At 33.9% G+C, this 18178-nt stretch carries 17 protein-coding genes and 1 pseudogene; 2 read left to right on the top strand and 16 right to left on the bottom strand.

Translation table 11 applies throughout. The annotated features are described in order from the left end of the window. Window positions 1-193: 193 nt before the first annotated feature. The 4 genes and pseudogenes from EKG35_RS17685 to EKG35_RS17670 all read right to left on the bottom strand — a co-directional run bounded on the left by EKG35_RS17685 (window position 194) and on the right by EKG35_RS17670 (window position 5237). Window positions 194-676 (bottom strand): hypothetical protein, encoded by a 483-nt coding sequence (locus tag EKG35_RS17685; RefSeq protein WP_126295867.1) that lies wholly within the window; start codon window positions 674-676, stop codon window positions 194-196. A gap of 148 nt (window positions 677-824) precedes the next feature. Continuing rightward, on the bottom strand, window positions 825-1559 hold the full coding sequence (locus EKG35_RS17680; RefSeq protein WP_126295866.1) for an SDR family NAD(P)-dependent oxidoreductase: 735 nt from the start codon (window positions 1557-1559) through the stop codon (window positions 825-827). 565 nt (window positions 1560-2124) lie between these two features. After that, a complete protein-coding gene (locus tag EKG35_RS17675) occupies window positions 2125-3606 on the bottom strand; it encodes a serine hydrolase domain-containing protein (protein WP_126295865.1) in 1482 nt (493 codons plus the stop codon). Between the two features lie 222 nt (window positions 3607-3828). Beyond that, window positions 3829-5237: pseudogene (locus tag EKG35_RS17670) on the bottom strand (aminotransferase-like domain-containing protein). A 136-nt stretch (window positions 5238-5373) separates the two neighbouring features. Between EKG35_RS17670 and EKG35_RS17665 the strand changes: the two are divergent. Next, window positions 5374-6270, top strand: coding sequence for a DMT family transporter (locus tag EKG35_RS17665; protein ID WP_126295864.1), 897 nt, complete (start codon window positions 5374-5376; stop codon window positions 6268-6270). A 336-nt stretch (window positions 6271-6606) separates the two neighbouring features. Here EKG35_RS17665 and EKG35_RS17660 read toward each other — a convergent pair whose 3' ends face one another. Both EKG35_RS17660 and EKG35_RS17655 read right to left on the bottom strand, forming a co-directional pair. Next, entirely contained in the window at window positions 6607-7065 is a 459-nt protein-coding gene (locus tag EKG35_RS17660; protein ID WP_126295863.1) for a 2-thiouracil desulfurase family protein, read from the bottom strand. A 148-nt stretch (window positions 7066-7213) separates the two neighbouring features. Further along, window positions 7214-7624 (bottom strand): Lrp/AsnC family transcriptional regulator, encoded by a 411-nt coding sequence (locus EKG35_RS17655; RefSeq protein ID WP_126295862.1) that lies wholly within the window; start codon window positions 7622-7624, stop codon window positions 7214-7216. Between the two features lie 117 nt (window positions 7625-7741). Here EKG35_RS17655 and EKG35_RS17650 point away from each other — a divergent pair, with 117 nt between their 5' ends. Further along, the gene (locus tag EKG35_RS17650) at window positions 7742-8503 is read left to right on the top strand and encodes an MBL fold metallo-hydrolase (RefSeq protein WP_126295861.1); all 762 of its coding nucleotides are present in this window, start codon (window positions 7742-7744) and stop codon (window positions 8501-8503) included. Window positions 8504-8554: 51 nt separating this feature from the next. On the opposite strand, the gene EKG35_RS17645 is transcribed toward EKG35_RS17650, so the two are convergent. The 10 genes from EKG35_RS17645 to nikA form a co-directional block, all read right to left on the bottom strand. After that, the gene (locus EKG35_RS17645) at window positions 8555-9241 is read right to left on the bottom strand and encodes a DUF3600 domain-containing protein (RefSeq protein WP_126295860.1); all 687 of its coding nucleotides are present in this window, start codon (window positions 9239-9241) and stop codon (window positions 8555-8557) included. Beyond that, window positions 9234-9758 (bottom strand): sigma-70 family RNA polymerase sigma factor, encoded by a 525-nt coding sequence (locus EKG35_RS17640; protein WP_126295859.1) that lies wholly within the window; start codon window positions 9756-9758, stop codon window positions 9234-9236. The genes EKG35_RS17645 and EKG35_RS17640 overlap by 8 nt, the downstream gene beginning before the upstream one ends. A 320-nt stretch (window positions 9759-10078) precedes the next feature. Further along, a complete protein-coding gene (locus tag EKG35_RS17635) occupies window positions 10079-10630 on the bottom strand; it encodes an RBBP9/YdeN family alpha/beta hydrolase (RefSeq protein WP_126295858.1) in 552 nt (183 codons plus the stop codon). Further along, the gene (locus EKG35_RS17630; protein ID WP_185807807.1) at window positions 10623-11306 is read right to left on the bottom strand and encodes a type 1 glutamine amidotransferase; all 684 of its coding nucleotides are present in this window, start codon (window positions 11304-11306) and stop codon (window positions 10623-10625) included. The genes EKG35_RS17635 and EKG35_RS17630 overlap by 8 nt, the downstream gene beginning before the upstream one ends. A gap of 210 nt (window positions 11307-11516) precedes the next feature. Continuing rightward, window positions 11517-12818 carry an MATE family efflux transporter gene (locus EKG35_RS17625; protein ID WP_126295856.1) on the bottom strand — a complete coding sequence of 434 codons (1302 nt, stop codon included), beginning with the start codon at window positions 12816-12818 and terminating at the stop codon, window positions 11517-11519. 172 nt (window positions 12819-12990) lie between these two features. Then, window positions 12991-13752, bottom strand: coding sequence for an ABC transporter ATP-binding protein (locus EKG35_RS17620; RefSeq protein WP_126295855.1), 762 nt, complete (start codon window positions 13750-13752; stop codon window positions 12991-12993). Then, window positions 13749-14549 (bottom strand): ABC transporter ATP-binding protein, encoded by an 801-nt coding sequence (locus tag EKG35_RS17615; RefSeq protein WP_126295854.1) that lies wholly within the window; start codon window positions 14547-14549, stop codon window positions 13749-13751. Before EKG35_RS17615 ends, EKG35_RS17620 begins: the two co-directional genes overlap by 4 nt. Next, a complete protein-coding gene (gene nikC, locus EKG35_RS17610; RefSeq protein WP_126295853.1) occupies window positions 14546-15388 on the bottom strand; it encodes a nickel transporter permease in 843 nt (280 codons plus the stop codon). Before nikC ends, EKG35_RS17615 begins: the two co-directional genes overlap by 4 nt. Continuing rightward, complete coding sequence (nikB, locus tag EKG35_RS17605; protein WP_126295852.1) at window positions 15385-16332, bottom strand: nickel ABC transporter permease; 948 nt, start codon at window positions 16330-16332, stop codon at window positions 15385-15387. The genes nikC and nikB overlap by 4 nt, the downstream gene beginning before the upstream one ends. Next, entirely contained in the window at window positions 16333-17838 is a 1506-nt protein-coding gene (nikA, locus tag EKG35_RS17600; RefSeq protein WP_246020469.1) for a nickel ABC transporter substrate-binding protein, read from the bottom strand. Window positions 17839-18178: the final 340 nt, after the last annotated feature.

Below are 18178 nucleotides of genomic sequence, written 5' to 3'. Positions count from 1 at the left end.
TCGACACTTTAACAGTAGAATGACTTGGGGTGGCTGGCAAGTCTATTTTTTTGCACTAAAAAAGTGCTAGACTCTGTACAAATTCTTTGCACAAGTCTGCACTTTTATTTTGCAATAAACATTCGGTATATAACTACGGTTATCCTTGGATAGATCAGATAAAAGATATTACATAATCCTTTACGATTCTTGTTTATTTTTTGAAAATAAATAACGCATCAATAACTAACAAAATAATAGATACACCTATTGAAATGGTTATGTTAACGCTATTATTCAAACTAATGATTATTCCAATTATGTAGAAGGCTGCTATCCTAGTTAAGGCTACAGATAAAATCGCATAGATATTTTCGCCAAATAAATATTCAAATAACTTTTCAAAGATATTATCAATTGTAAGCCAATAAATAAGAAAAAATATTCCTATAACAATTAATTGATTGGTAGTTATATTTAAAGAGAACAATGTATCCATAATTCTTGTAGATCCTATAACAAGAAATAAAAAGAATGCTACTACAGCTGTAATAATTAACGAAAACAAAAGCGATCCAAAAATAATTAGCAGTATACTATCTTTATTTTCTTCTTTTCGGTTTTCATTGTTTAAGAAAAGAAACAATAAAATGAATGAAAGAAACAATATAAAGGATAGAAAAATAGCTATTTTCAAACTATCTCCCCCTATGTAAAACCCTAGTATAGAACCCATTTTGAAAATAAAATGGATTCTTATCCATGAAGTCTAAGTTTTATAACAAATTCTTACACTTTCTATCTATGTTGTTCCATTAGCTCTTGCTATTCTAGGTAAGCTAGAGCTATCGAAGGTATCCTCCATTATTTATATCGAATGTTGCTCCAGTGTAGTGTCTGGATTTATCTGATAATAAGAATATGACAGAATGAGCCACATCTTCAGGCATTACAGGTGTATCAATAAGTTGATGACTTAAATACTCCTCTTTCCTCCAATTAGGAATTGAATCCATCATTGGTGTATTAACCATTGTAGGGGCAACGGCATTAACTCTAACGAATGGTGAGAAATTCATCGCACAACTCTTAGTTAGGCCTATTATAGCAGCCTTTGACAGCCCGTAAATTGCATCTGAGCTGCCTTCAATGCCTGACACTGAAGACATATTCACAATTACCCCCTTGCGTTTACTTTGGAGTAATTTCCTTCCCAACAATTGTGAGAAAAATATAAATCCCTTAATGTTTATATCTAATACTCTATCAATTTCATCTACTTGATAATCCAAAATATTCTTCGCCAAATATATTCCTGCATTATTAACTAAACTATCTACATCAGGATGTTCTATTTCAATAAGCATAAAAAATTTAGCAACTTCTTCATAATTACTTACATCTAATTGGTATGTGTGCAGAATCCCCTGATTGTCCATTGACCGTTTTAACTCATGTAAGGAGTTTTCATTAATATCACATGCAATTACTGAAGCGCCTTCATGCAAACATTGTTTCACGATTTCTTTTCCAATTCCCGAAGCGGCACCAGTTACTATTATCTTTCTATTTTTAAGCATTTATAAAAAATTCCCTCACTTTCTATAAAAATTTCCAAATTTAACTAAATTATATCATAGCATTACCTATTCTTATTTATAATCGCACCCATCTAAAGGTAAATTTATCCTCTTAAGCTATTTTTATATAAAAGAATTAATCATCCATACCTATCAATGCTTACACTTGAAATGTTAAATACATAAATAAAGTAGGAGCAAATTCGGTTAAGAACTCTCCTGCTTTTCTACTTTTCACTATAGGAGAGAAAAATTCGTTAAGTTACTCTTACTCATTTTTAAAACTTCACCAACTTCTGGATATTCATTTTTCCTTCTTAGTGATTACTAGCCTAGCCTATATAACAATTGTAAAATAAAAAAGTATACAACTTTTATAAAGTTTTTTTACATAAAAAAACCGAACAACCACATGCAAATCCATGCGATTGATCGGTCATTGATGTTTAATTTAGCTCCTTATATTAAGACAATTCCTTTGTAAAATACCTTTCCACTGTATCCAACAAATTGCTGCATCAAGACAATAGCACTCTATGAGTACAAAATTAAAGGAAGGTTATTTTTAAGGTGAGGTAACTTTTACTTTGTTGCGAATCATCTTGCCAACTTTCATTACTCCTATCAATAATAAAAGTATTGGGATTATGAATAATGCATGTCCTATTCCAGGAACAAATAATGTTACCGTGGACCAGGGAGTTATTTTAGGAATAAAATATAAAATAATCACTGGTATAAAAAAATTAATTAAAGTTATTGATAGTATATTTATAATAGTACGGATTCGGGTTGCTTTATGCTCTTTCTGTTTAAAAATCCTGTAAGTTGAAAAAGCAATCAAAGCTAAAACAATTAATATAACTATATCGATAATGATATATATAGTAAAAGGGTTGCTTTCATTGGAGATTAAGGGCTCTCCATTTTGAACAATATTATTTAAACCCGTCATGATGTTATCATATTGATCAACATTGAGGTAATCTAGGGAATTTATAAGTAAACTAATCCCATACTCACCATCAAGCACTACCTTTGAATAAGTATTTTCTGTAGAGCCATCATGGGATATTACATTATTATTTACAGTCCATCCCATTGCATAATAAGTATCCTCCCACATAAGAGAGGAGGGGTGATGCATTTCGTCCATTCTGTCTTTTGATAAAATGCTTTCTCCACTAAATTGCCCATTATTTAACTGTGCAATCATATAATTAGCCATATCTTCGGCACTTGAGATGATATATCCAGAAGGGATATTTCCTTCATGATTTAATTGCTCTGTTGGCACTTTAAATCCAAACATAGTTTGATACCCTGTTGCAATAGTGTTATTCACATCATCACGAGGATCAGCGTAACTATTGTTCATATGAAGTGGTTTAAAAATATGATTGTTTACATACTCTTTATATGGCATATTTGCTACATCTTCGATTACTAAACCTAAAATATCATAGTTTAGATTTGAATATTGATAAGTATCACCTACACCGTTTACTAATTGTATATTCTCCAAGCTTTCTATATGCTCTTTTAATGATTTATTACCCTCAGCTATTGAGCGTTGGCCGTCATACGTAGACAATTCACTCGTATGGTTTAATAAATGTTGAATTGTTATTTCTTTTGATGCATCCTTATCTGCTAAACTAAACCCAGGTAAATATGTGTTCACAGGTTCGGTCAATTCGAGTTTCCCTTGGTCCACTAATTGCATTATAGCGAGCGCCGTAAACGATTTACTTACTGAACCAATGACAATAGGAGTTTGCGGAGTCATTTTCTTGTCGGGGCCAGATTTGCCGTAACCCTTCAAATATTCAATTTGATCACCTTTAACAATCGCTACCGATGCACCAGGTATATTGAGCCTTTCTATTTCCCTATTAATAAATGCATCGATTTTAGAGCTATCTACACTGTTACCGGTTCCCACTGCCAAAGTAGATTGATTTACCGAAATAATCAAAAATAAACTAACTATTAGAATGAGTTTTCTTATGCCTATATGCTTTAATCCCCGAGTTATAATGTCCATAAATCCTCCAAAGTTTTTTACCTTGACTTCATAAATTTAATATACTTCTATATATCATTTTTACAAAAAAACGTTATCAAATTATGCATATTATGTAAATATCTTGTATTTTATTAACCATGCACATATTTAGACTGAATGCACAGTTAAAAATTTGGTCATAAAAAGCGAAAAAAACTTCATTTCAATTACATTGATCGAAATAAAGCTTTCCTTGAATAGTTATTGATTTTTAATAATTTCACATAATTCAAATATACCTTTTTTTATGTTATCCAGTGAAGCAAACCCATAGGATATCCGGATAAACTGTCCTGAGTGCTCAGCATAAATACTACCGGGATTTATTAGAATCCCTTTGGCTAATGCTTTCTCAAACAATCTCTTTACTTTAAAAGGTGATTTTATCCTAATCCATATGAAAAAACCACCTTTTGGAATTTCCCATGTAGCATATAAACCTAAATATTTATCTAAAGCATCCAAAGCCGTTCTTCTACGAATGCAAAGCTTTTCTCTTACATTTCCAACGTGAAGGTCATACAAATCACTGGATAGCCACTCTGCTGCAACAAGCTGAGACAACGTACTTGATCCGTAATCCAACTGCATTTTCAAATCAGCTAACCGGTTAATTACTGATTCTGTTCCAACTATCCAACCAATCCGTAATCCAGGGCTTAATGTTTTTGATAAACTTCCTAAATACAATACATTCCCATGAAAATCCATTGCCTTCAGTGGTTCCGGTGGCGGATTATCGATCCATAAATCGCGGTACACATCATCTTCTATTACAGGAAGTTGTTCTCTTACACAGTATTCAATTAACTCTTCTCTTCTTTTCTCTTCCATTAAAATACCTGTTGGATTATGAAAGGTTGGAATAGTATAAAAATATTTTTTCCTTTTTCTTTTGTTTGATAAATCGAGTCAATCATAAGACCTTTACTATCCATGGGAACTCCTTTCAAATCCATACCCATCGATTGAAATACAGTCAATGAATAAAGGTACGAAGGCACTTCCAAAAACACAGTCGATCCTTTTTTTAATAGACCAATAGAAATTAGATGCAGCGCTTGAAGGGCGCCTGAAACTACTAAAATGGATGATGGAGACGCGTTAATGCCTCTTACCTTTAGATAGTCGCTAATTGCTTGGCGTAGCTTTATATTTCCTTTTGGTTTTTCATATCCAAACGATGTCAACTGATTTGAAACCTTTTGAACGATGGATTTCATTTCTTCTAAAGGAAACATATCCGGTGATAGTTCCCCTTTTCCTAGTTGAATTAGATTATTATTAGATTCGGCTTCATTTATCTCTTGTACAGTTGAAACACTTGGTTTATGGATACCTAAGGAAACATTTTCATTCCAATTAGTTGAAAGTTGGTTTCCCATCAAATTCCAAGTATTATTAGTTACAACTGTCCCTTTTCCTGCTCGACCTTCAATCAGTCCTTCTGCCATTAATTCCTCCAGTGCTGTTATGACTGTACTGCGATTAACCTCAAAAAGTTTTGCCAAGTTACGCTGACTCGGTATTTGACTTCCTATCGCCCATTCACCTATAGAAATTTTTTCTTTTATAAAATCAACGATTAACTGGTATTTTGGTTTTTTCATATATACTCCTTTTTATCAAACCTTAACTGGTTGGTTTTTTTCTATTTAACCTGTTGAAGAAATTTTATCAAATTCGTATTAATATGAGAAAACATTAAGGGAAGTGGTTGGATTTAAAATTAATTGAGGTGTATTTATGTTAAAATCTTTTGATTTAAAAATAGTCTCTGCACATTTTATAACAATTTTTTTATGGGCATCTGCATTCACTGGAATAAGGGCTGCATTAACAGCATACTTGCCTGAACATGTATCACTTTTGCGCTTACTAGTTGGATCAATAGCTTTAATTTTTGTGGCAATTATTCAAAAAGTTCGTTTACCGGAACTAAAAGATATACCAATCATTCTATTACTCGGCTTTTTAGGGTTCTCGGTTTACCAAACAGCACTGAGTTTTGGTGAGCAAACAGTTAGTGCCGGGGTCGCTAGTCTATTAGTATCAACAACCCCAATATTTACAGCTCTATTGGCTTTATTATTTTTTCATGAGAAATTTGGACTTTGGGGATGGATTGGTTCATTAATTGGTTTTTCTGGTGTAGCATTTATCTCATTGGGCGGATTAACTGAGAGTTTTTCGCTTAACGCTGGAATTATACTAGTTTTAGCAGCATCCCTTTCAGAAAGTATTTACTTTGTTTTTCAAAATACTTATCTAAAAAAATATGGTTTTGTTGGATTTACTATCTATACAGTTTGGTCTGGCACTATTTTTATGATGATATTTTCACCCGGTCTTTGGGGTGCGATTTCTCATGCTCCAATTGATATAACACTTATAGTAGTTTATCTAGGCATCTTTCCTACAGTCATTCCTTATTTTACTCTAGCATATATTACCTCGCGAACCGGAGCATCAGAAGCAACAAGCTCTCTTTATTTAACTCCTGTTTTCGCTTTTGCTATTGCATGGATTTGGCTAGGTGAAGTTCCTCATTCTTCTGCAATTATCGGAGGTTTAATTACACTGTCCGGTGTATTTATTTCAAATATAAAGAAGGTAGATACTACTAAAGGGACAGGCCACTGAATAGTTCATAAATTATAAATTAGGGAGTTTAAAGTTCGAGTTTATTTAACACTGCCTTATTACTTTAAAAAAATAGTATTAAATAATTGTGGAAATGCTACCTCTAACCGAATGCAATACATTTCTTTTATTCTTGCAAGTTAAAGTTGTTAATAACGCTTTTAACTTCAGAGGGACTCAATGCTAAAATTGGAGGGAAAGGTGTCTAGATTGAAACAAAAAATTGAATTGCGTAAGAAATGCGCTGCTTTCTTTTGTTAATGCTTCATTCCTTTTTACTTAATAAACGGAATAAAGTATCTAATTTGGCTAGTGGTTAAATGAATTAACCTTGATTTAATCTAGTAACTCTTCAAGTTCTTGTTCGGATATAACTTTAATTCCATTCATCTCCAGCAAAGCTGTCGTTACGCCAACACCTGCTCTTTTTTCTCCAATAAACTTTCCATTATAGATTTTCTTGCTGCCACAAGAGGGACTATATTCCTTTAATACTACGTAAGTAGAATTCATTTCCTTTGCAAGTGCCAACGTTTTTTTAGCGCCACTTATGTATAATTCAGTTACATCATTTCCTGAGCGTTCCATCACCTTAGCTTTGCCGGATATCACATCAAACCCATCACCACCTAAAATTTCAGCTGGTTCTCTAGGTGTAACAAAACCACCTAAAAGCTCTGGGCAGACTGGGATTGCCTTGTTCTCATCAATCAATTTTTGAATTCGATCATTCAAGCAAGAAGTACCATTATATCTAACAGGATTTCCCGCTAAACAAGAACTAACTAAAATCATTTTAAAACTACACATCCTATCTAAGTAAGTTGTTTTTTAGATTGCCTTTAAATTCCCTTTCACCAACAGTCTAATCTTATAACCAGCTTAATACAATCAGCTCAACAAAAAAGAACGTTATTCTGTAAGAAACACATTATTAGTTCATTTACTTATTAATAACAATCGATAATTTATAGTTTGCATGTTTATTTAGGTCTTCCAAAAATTGATTTAATGCTTCATTAGTAGGAAATTTACATTCAAGGATATAACAACCGTCTCCACTAATTTTATAGTTATTGATTGTATATTTCTCGTGAGTTTTTATAAATGAAAGATAAGGCTGATGATTTATGGATTGTATAATGACTGTAATAAAAGCATGGATATTACATCCTAATTTAGCTTGATTAACTTTAATGGTATATCCTTCAATTACGCCATTATCCTCTAATTTTGCAACTCTTGCTGAAGCAGCTTGTCCAGTTAAATGTACTTTCTCTCCAAGTTCTTTCATAGTGATACGACTGTTCTTAGAAAGCTCATTTAAAATTTGTATATCAGTGTTATCCAGCATTTATTAGACTCCTTTCATTAATCAAGTGAAACAGCCAAAAGACTTGATTTCATCCATGTATTTATAGTTGGTCATAGTATAGACTATTCATAGTTTATTTGAAAGGAGTTAATTAATATGAACATACAATTAATTCGTAATGCTACACTCGTAGTACAATTTGCTAGGAAAAAGTTTCTCATTGATCCATTCCTTGCCGAGAAGGGAACTTACCCACCTTTCCCAAACTCATTGAGACAAGATCAATTTAATCCATTAGTAAGTCTGCCTATTTCCATTGATAAAATTATTGATAATATCGATGCTGTTATTGTTACTCACCTACATTTAGATCACTGGGATGATGCGGCTAAAGAAGCATTGCCAAAGGATATTAAAATGTTTGTACAAAATGAAGAAGATGCGATAGAAATTAAAAATGCTGGATTTTTAAATATAGAAGTTTTACAACAAGATACCGTCTTCGAAGGTATTCAATTAATTAAAACTAAAGGGGAGCATGGAAGAGGTGAAATTTTAAGCCTTGCTGGTCTAGTGTGTGGTGTTGTCTTTAAGCATCCAACTGAAAAAACATTATATGTAGCTGGAGATACGGTTTGGTATGAAGGTGTTCAGGAAGTAATTGGAACACTCAAACCAGAAATTATTGTCGTTAATGCTGGGGATAACCAATTCTTACAAGGCGGTTCTCTAGTAATGGGAAAAGAAGATGTTTATGAAGTGTATAATGCTGCCCCAAATGCTAAAATCCTGGCTGTTCACATGGAAGCGGTCAATCATTGGACGTTATCAAGAGAAGAATTACGAATCTTTATTAATGAAAAAGGAATCTCTTCTAATATATTAGTACCAAATGATGGTGAATCCTATTCATTTTAAAAGTAGAGACAGGACAGAAAAATTAAATTTCTGTCTGTCTTTTTCTATAAATTAATATTCAATTTGTTTTTCATTTACATAATTTAAGTATTCTTGGGCTTCTATAAATTCCTCTTGCAATTCAGCAGGAATCATATCGATTTCTGGAGCACTTGAAACTCCTATTTGCGCCATAGTAGTTTCATAAGTCATTAATGCTTTTATATATTGATCATATTCTTCTTTTGTTAAAATATCTTTACTTGATGGTAGTCCATTTAATTTATCAAAGTATGGTTGGATTTCGTGCATTGCTATTTTAATTTCTTCCAATCGTTCGGCAGGTATTTGAGAATAATCTATGTTTCCATTTTTATCGCCATATTCAAGCTTTGCACTTGTGAACACATTTAATAGATCTTTAAATTGTTCAAATTGTTCTTGTCCTAACTCACCACTAGCTTGATTTAATTTTGCATCAAACAATAAGTAACTCTCCATTGTTGCACTAGCAACATGCTTTTTTAGGTTGTCAAAAGAACCATATAAGTCATCAGCAAGCAGCGCTTGATAAGCAAACGCACCTGTTGGAACCATTAAACAAGCTGCTATAACAGCTACTGCTAACCGTTTTTTTACAAATCGAGTTGCTCTTCCTCCCATTTCTTTTTTTGCTTTATTAATGCCCAGTTTACTTCTTTCGTGAAGCTCTACTGGGATTTCAATTTTTGTTAACTCTTGTTTAAATTGATTATCCATAATTCTCTACCTCCTTTAAATTTTGGCGAAGCTTATCCAAAGCACGATATAAAACAGACTTTGCTGTTCCAAGTGGGATGTCTAATATCTCTGAAATTTCCTTTATAGTGCGATCATCGTAATACTTTAATAAAATGATGCTTTTCTCATCCTCTTGTAAAGTATCCATCAGTTCATATAAAGATAAAGAAAGTGCGATGTCTTCATCTTCTTTCCCATTAAGTACTTCAAAGCTTGGGTTTAGTTGAATCACTTTTTTATTTTTATTAATTAAATTCAGTGCACTATTGATTGTTATCTTCATGAGCCATGTCTTGAAATACTCTGGATTTTTCAATGTACTGATTTTTTTAAATGACTGATAGGCTACTTCTTGAACAATATCTAAAGCGTCGTCTTTATTTTTCACATAGACATACGCCATTCGATAAATATCTTCTTCAAACTGCTGGAAAAGCATTAAGTAAGCTTTGTCATTTCCTTTTTGCGCTTTTTTTACTAAGCTTTCGAGCTTCATTGCGATTTCCTCCTTTCGTTTTGATTTACATATATTAGACAAACGAGAAGATTATTTGGCTTAAAATTTTTTGATTTATTTTACGAGTTGCGGTTTTGCTTGGACCATATAAGTGATTCTAGGCTGTGTTGCTATGAATTTTATTGAATATTTGTCCAACGAAACTGGATTGTCTTTTGTAGTTTAAATGCTTTTTTTATAATTTCTATCATAACGTTAACAGAAATACCCAATAAAAAAATCCCCCCTCTAATATAGAGAAGAGATTTATTAATCAAACTTTTTAATAGATTAACTGTTTACTTATTCCTAAATTCACACTAGCAAGTTCCCAACCAATTTGAGTTAATAAGCTTCTCAATAACTGGCATTTCAACAATTCCTTCACCTGATGAGAAGTGCCCTCCATGTGGTAATAAAATAAACGGACTTTCTAGTACATCCGCTAACTCATATGTAAATTTCCAATTAATAATTTGATCTGTTTTAGAAGAAATCACATAGGCATCTCCTATTAAATCTTTCCAGCTTACTTCTTTTAGTCCTTTAAAGTAAGGATTGAATTGTGGGAAAGCTTCTATTTCATTTTTAAAGCCAGATACTAAAATAGCCCCTTTGATTTTTATCCCATGGCGTTGCAAATATCTTAAAAATGTAATGCATCCTAAGCTATGGCATATAAAATAAGCATCCTTAGGAGCTTCAATCCCTCGCTCTAAATCTAAATCCCACTGCACTACATTAGCTTCAGTAGGGTTTGTGTACGGAATAATTTGAATATCAAATCGATTTTTATATTTCTGTTCAATGTTTGACAGCCAATTGATCTCTGGAGATCCTCCATAACCATCAATTAAATACAATCTATTCATATGATACTTCTCCCTTTATAGATGCTAAAGAATCTAATATTGTATATAACAGCTCTTTGTTTTCTTTTGGAATCTCAAATGAACTAATTTGTTCAGCACTTTGATTATAAACTGAATTATTTATAAAAGATGAATCATTTTGTACAATTTTTTGTAAACTCTCCCGATCAGTTTCAAGATGGAATTGTACACCAATTAAGTTTTCAAACATAATACCTTGGTTTTCACAATATGTATTTGTAAATAAACGTGTTGCTTTCGAAGGAATTGTAAATTGTTCTCCATGCCAATGTAGTACATTGAAATTTGTTTTGTTTGTTTGGAAAGGCGTATTTTTCAATGTTACCTCCCCCCAACCTACTTCTTTTTTACATGGTAAAACTTCTCCGCCTAGCACTTTGGAAATCTGTTGAGCTCCAAAGCAAACACCAAATACAGGTTTCTTTTTCCTAGCCATATTCTCAATTAATTCGCGTTCATCATTAATCCAAAAGTCTTCATCATTAACACTCATCGGCCCGCCTAAAACAATTAAAAATTCTATATTTTCTTCCTGAGGTATAGCAGCACCTTCAAAAATTTTATGAATTCGAAGTGAATAATTTCTGCTTAAAGCCCATGCAGCTATTAATCCAGGACCTTCAAAAGATACATGCTGAATAATATCGATATTCAAAATGGTTCATCTCCTAAATAATCTTTTACTATTATAATATTATCAAATTCGAACCTATCATGTGAATATCATCAACAGTCTACATTTAACTTCGATTAGATGCACGAAAAAGGTGCACAACCCGTTCTTAGGTTTGTGCACCTTATCTATACACCTCAAATTTCTATTTTAGTATTTTTAAAATACGCTTTATGTTTTTTAAACCTACGTTTAATTAAAAAGTTTACGATTTAAAGATGGAATATACATAGCTAAAAAAATAGAGCGACCTACACTAAATAAAATGAAAGCCAACCATAATCCGTGATTTTGAAGAGTAGGAATGGATATGTATAAAACTAATAGAAAAACTATTAATGCATAAATCATTGAATTTCGAATCGGTTTAGCTTCAGTCGCACCAGTAAACACACCATAAAGAACGAGTCCAAAGCTCGCGGATATTGGAAACAGTATAATCCATCCTTCATATGTGTCAATTAATTCAATAACGGTCTGCTTCTGTGTAAAGATAGGGATGATTAGCCCCTTGCATAAATAAAAAATTCCAGTAATAAGAACAGCAGCAAAAAATGCCCACTGACAGGATAATGATAATGTTTTATTATAAAGAACCTTATTATTGGAACCTATTGCTTTCCCAACATAAATACTCGAAGCATTAGCTAAGCCATCAAAAGCGTAAGCCATCAAATAATGGATTTGAATTAGGATTGCATTTGCAGCCAATGTTTCTGTCCCATACATTGCACCTTTTGCTGTAAATAAATTGAAAACAACAAGTAAACAGAAGGTTCTTATCATTAAATCTCGATTCATAACTACCATCTTTTTAAAAGGGACTGGATCCATAATCTCACTTTTTGAAGGAAAGCTAAATGATTTTGGCAGTAATTTTATTATTATGAATAAACTTAAAGCAAATGCTATTATTTCTGCTAAAAGTGTTGCTGCAGCTACACCAGATACGCCCCATAAAAAAACGTTAACAAACAAAACCGTTAATATAATATTAATAACATTCATAAATATTTGAAGTGTTAGTGTTAACTTTATCCGCGCTCTTCCAATTAACCAACCCATTACTACATAGTTCATTAGTGAGAATGGGGCTCCCCATATTCTGATCGAAAAATAATCAGATGCGAACTCAAAAACATCTGATGAAGGCCTGATGAATGCAAGTGCCAAATTTAGAATCGGCAACTGTAAAATAAGAAAACTAATTCCTATAATAAAAGCAATAAACAAAGGCCTAATTAGTGCAAGTGCTTGTTGCCTTTCATCATTAGCTCCTTGCGCTTGGGCTGCAAAACCAGATGTACTTACTCTTAAAAAGCCAAATAACCAATACATTGTATTGAAAATAATTGTACCGACTGCCACACCTCCGATATAAGCTGGATTTGGCAACTGGCCTACTACAGCCATATCAACTATACCTAATAAAGGTGTTGTTATAGTCGAAATAATGAGAGGGATTGCTAAGGCAAGATAAGTTCGATGATTCAACAGACTCCCTCCTGTTTTATTTTTGAATTCCTAACGTATCAGATAGAATCACAATGAATTTACTAATAATCTATTATTAAATTGAAATAGTAAATGATAGAAGAACATACCTAAGGATTTTACACTCTACCTAGTCTGTATTTGTATCTTTTGGAAGATGACTTTTTCATTTCTAAAAAATTGAAATAAGTTCTTTTGTATATGAATGCCGTTCTTCGCTAAACAGTTGATCACTACTAAATTGATCAATCAATTGCCCTTCTTTCATAACTAAAATTCGCTGACACATTTGGCTGACAGCAGCAAGATCATGTGAAATAAATAAATAAGAGAGATTTAAAGTTTCACGAAGCTTAGTTAATAAAGTTAGCACCGCCCTTTGTGAGATAACATCCAAACTTGCGGTTGGCTCATCTAACACTATAAGCTCCGGTTCGATACTAATAGCACGGGCAATCGTTACACGTTGCCGCTGTCCACCACTTATTTCATGAGGATATTTATCAGCCAAATTAGCAGGCAACTCAACAGCTTCAAGAAGTTGTTTTATAAAAGCATCCTTTGAAGTAAAAGAAAAATGACTAGGGGTAAGTTCCTTGTGAAATTGGGCGTATGGATCAATCAATGATTCCTTTATTTTTAGCTTTGGGTTTAAAGCAGCTGAAGGATTTTGGAATACAATTTGCATCTTTTTTCGATAAGGATGCAAACGACGTTCATCAAGACTTTCGATTGCTTCGCCCTTAAAATAAATCGAGCCGCTATCTATCGGTTCTATCCGCAGCAAGCAACGAGCCAATGTGCTTTTACCACAACCGCTTTCTCCAACTAGACCTAGACATTCACCCTTGTTCAGTCCGAATGAAACATGGTCAACTGCTTTTTTCCCTTCCTGATAGGATTTTGTCAGGTTTTTAATTGTAAGCATAGTCATACTTTGACTACCTCCTGTAACCCAGATGGCAGACCTTGACCAATAGTAGGTGCAGCTTGGATTAACTGTTTTGTATACTCATGCTTCGGATGGTCAAGTATACGATGTTTTCCGCCTGACTCAACAATTTCCCCATCCTTCATTACTGCTAAACGGTTAGCATAGCGTCTGACATACCGCCAATCATGAGTTATGAATAAAATTGCACATCCAGTTTCCTGTTGCTTTTTTGCAAGTAATTCTAAAATTCTATGTCCCAATACACTGTCAAGTGAGGTTGTTATTTCATCCGCAATTAATAAATCCGGAGACAACAAAAGTGCCATAGCAATTGATACCCGTTGAAGTTGTCCACCACTTAACTGAAAAGGGTATCTATTGTAAAAAGTTGCATCTAATCCAACAGATGCAAGTGCATCAATTGACTTTATTTTTCTGTTTTTAGCATCCAATATACCATGGGCTTTTTGATATTCCTGAAAATGTTGTCCAATTGTTCTAAACGGTGTAAAAGAGCCTTGATAATCTTGAAAAATGTAGGATAATTTTCTTCCACGAATTGTCCGCATCTGTTTAGATGATAATGTAAGTAAATCTTCCCCATTAAAGAATATATTTCCTTTAACCTGCAAATTAGCGGAAAGCATACGCCCTATCGCTTGTGAAAGTAAGCTTTTACCACTTCCACTTTGTCCGACAAGTGCGAACCATTCGCCTTCACTGATAGAGAGTGATACGTTATCAACTATTTTCCTTTCTCTACTTTGAATTGAAACTTGCTCAACTGATAAAGTCACTGCTGCACCTCTTTCTTAACATCAAAATGATCACGTAAGTAATCTCCCAGCATATTCGTTAATAGCACAACTACAACAATTGCTAATCCTGGATATATCATTAATTCAGGTCTTGATTGAAAATATGAGCGTGAGTCATTTAGCATCGCCCCCCATTCAGGCGTTGGGGGCTGCACACCTAGACCGATGTATGAAAAAGCTGAAATGAGCAAAATAATTTTACCTAAATCAAGACTAGCAAGCACTAGTACATGTCCGACAATGTGGGGTAATAAATGCTTTTGCATGATTTTCCTTGAAGAAAGGCCATTAATACGGGCAACCAAAACATAATCTTTTTGAGATTCGGATAAAACCGTACTTCTTACAAGGCGTGCATAACTTACCCATTTAATCATTACTATTGCTAGAACTAGATTGCCAATCCCCGGTCCAAGTAAACCGCTTAGGACAATTGCCACAATAGTATCGGGAAAGGCTAAAAATCCATCGGCAATTCGCATAAATATTCGATCAACTAATCCACGCTTATATCCGGAAATAAGACCAAAGGGAACTCCAATGATAAGTGCAATAATAAGTGCCAGTAAACTATAACCGATTGTTTGTTTAGCACCTAATAATAGTCTTGTTAGAACATCCCTACCAAGTTGATCTGTACCTAGCGGATGTTGCAGGCTCATTCCCTGAAGACGTTGATCGAGATTTGTTAAATTTGGATCATGTTTTAAATAGAAAAAAGTATATAGAGCAACTAAAAAGATAAAGATTACACATATTAAAGCAACCATACCTTGCCAACTGTACTTTTTAATGCTTGGTAATGAGAGTTCTTTCATCGATTGCTCCCCCTTTCTTTTAGTCTCATTTCAGGATTTAAATACCTGTAAGATATGTCCACACATGCATTTACAATAAAAACAATAATTGCCATGATTAGAATATATCCTTGTATAAGTGGATAATCGCGTTGACGAATAGCATCAACGACTAGTTTTCCTATCCCTGGATACGCAAATAAAACTTCAATAACTACAACCCCACCAATTAAACTTCCTAAACTGACTCCAAAAACGGTAATAACAGGTGGAAGACTATGTCGAAATGCATGTACTAAAAAAATACGTTTTTCTGATAATCCACGCGCTCTTGCTGCACGAATAAATTCCTGACCAAGCGAGTCAAGAAGGCTAGAACGAAGCAAACGAACATATACGCTTGAAATGGCTAGGCCAAGTGTTAATGAAGGTAAAATCAAGGAAATGAACCCATCTCTACCCATAGTCGGAAACCAGTTAACACGCACACCGAATAGTTCAATAAAAATAAGACCAAGCCAAAAACTTGGAATGGCTGCACCAAGTATTGACAGTGTTCTACTTACCTGATCAATCCAGCTATTCCGGTAAAGGGCAGATAGCGATCCTAGTGGTATCGATACAACAAGCATCACAATTAATGCACCAACGGATAATTCTATTGTGGCAGGCAGCCCAATTAAAATCATATCCATTACAGGTTGGCCAGTAACATACGATACACCGAAATCCAGCTTAATAAATTTAAGCAGCCAAAGTCCGTACTGGACGAGCAATGGCTTGTTGAATCCCATTTCTTCTCTTAATTCCTCAACTTGTTCCTGATTAACAGAAAGCTCATCAACATTTAAAATGGTCAAAACCGGATCACCAGGAGCAAGTCGGACAAATAAAAAGCTAACAAATGTAATAAACAACATGAAAATTAATATTTCAAAGAATTTACGAACAAAAATTCGAATCATTTACTTCACATCCAACTGATTAGTAATCATATAATATTCACTTCGTGTTGTCTGCCAGTTTTCTACTTTGTTTTCGTTGTAGGCAACAATAGTAGAAGGATGCAAAACAAATGAGTTGATTACATTGTCATGTACAAATTTTGCCGCCTGCTCTGCTAGAACGGCGCGATCTTCTTGACTAACAGTTTGATTGAGCTTATCAATAATTGCCGTTAGTTCGGGTTCATGAGCACCACTAAAATTAAGTGCACCCGTTGGATGATAGGTTGCATTTAAGTAGTAGCCTGCATCCCCCCTTGGAGCGGTTAAATTGCTATAAGTTGCTAAATCCCAATCACGGTTTGACGCCATATATTCCTCAGGGATATCGATTTGACGAATTTCTACATCAATTCCAATTTGTTTAGCATCCGATTGAAATACTTGAGCTATTAATGGCAAATCCGCTCTTGCACTGTAAGTTAAAAGTGTAAATTTGAGCGGTTCTCCATCTTTTTGCATTTTTCCGTCTTCAATTGAGTAGCCTGCTTCCTCTAAATATTTAATTGCTATATCCGTTCCAGTTTTGCTTTGTTCAAATGATGGAGCAAATGGCAAAGAGGGTAAAAATGGGCTAACAGCTGGTTCAGCGTAACCTAAAAGAATGTTATCAACAATTTTCTGGCGGTCAATCAATGCATCAACTGCACGACGAACATTAATATCCTGTAAACTTTTGCGTTCCATATTCATTGTCATTTGATGAACACGAAATGTTGCAGTAGATTCAACTTTTATCCCATCAAGTGCTTTTAATGATTCCAAGCTTTCTACCTCTGGACGATAAACAATATCTACTTGTCCTGACTTTAGAGCAAGAGAGCGGGCATTTGCATCCTCATTAAAAGAAAAAGTTACTGAATCAAGGTTAGAAGCTCCATCCCAATAATCATCATAACGCTCAAGCTCAAGTTTGCTTCCTGGTGAAAATGTCTTCAATATAAAAGGACCTGTACCAATTGGTTTATTGATAATATCCTCTTCTGTTACATCAATAATTGAAACATTGGGATTGACAAGCTCAGAAATAAACTCAGGAAAAGGTTCCTTTGTAGAAATATGTAGTGTGTATCCATCAGCTTCGATCTTTTCTATTTTGAGAGCATTCTGAATAGCAACGCTCTCTTCCAGGGCCCGTTCAAGAGAAGCTTTCACCGCTTCTGCATCCATTTTTTTACCGTTATGAAATGTAACATCTTCCCGAAGCTTAATAGTCCAATTTAGACCATCTTCGCCTTCCCAGCTTTCAGCAAGCCATGGTGCAACCGTTAAATTTTCTTCATCTAATCGTACTAATGTCTCAGTTATCCCAGCTCTTAGCGGAACATAACTAGAATCAACATGAGGATCCAATGAATTAGTAGAGAAATTATAGAGGAAATTGATATGCTTTTCTTTTGATTCTTCTTCAATAGTGTTTTCCGAAGAGCCCGTACAAGCACTTAATATGCATATGCATACCAACATGGCAGCGAATTGAAGGAAGTGACTTCCTGTGAATGAGCGAAGCCTCTTTATAATAGTTAAATTATACCTATCATTTCTTTTGATTGATTTCATAGTAATACTCCTCTCCCCCTATTGCAAATCGTAATAATTACGTTTTAGATTTTATCGTAATGATTACGATTTAGCAAGGGAAAATTATCCTTTATTTTAAAATTGCTTTTTCTCACAAAATAAAAAGAGGCTGGGACATAACTAGCTTCAAATAAAGAGAAAGGTGAATTTGAGGGAACTCAAATTCACCTTTCTCACTTTTTTCACATTAGTTCTTCTATTCCCTTAGTTAATGGCCGTGAATTTT

It is taken from the genome of Lysinibacillus telephonicus (assembly GCF_003966145.1).
Taxonomy (GTDB): Bacteria; Bacillota; Bacilli; order Bacillales_A; family Planococcaceae; genus Ureibacillus; species Ureibacillus telephonicus.
The sequence above is the reverse complement of the archived record's forward strand: the minus strand, read 5'-3'. Positions and strand labels throughout refer to the sequence as shown.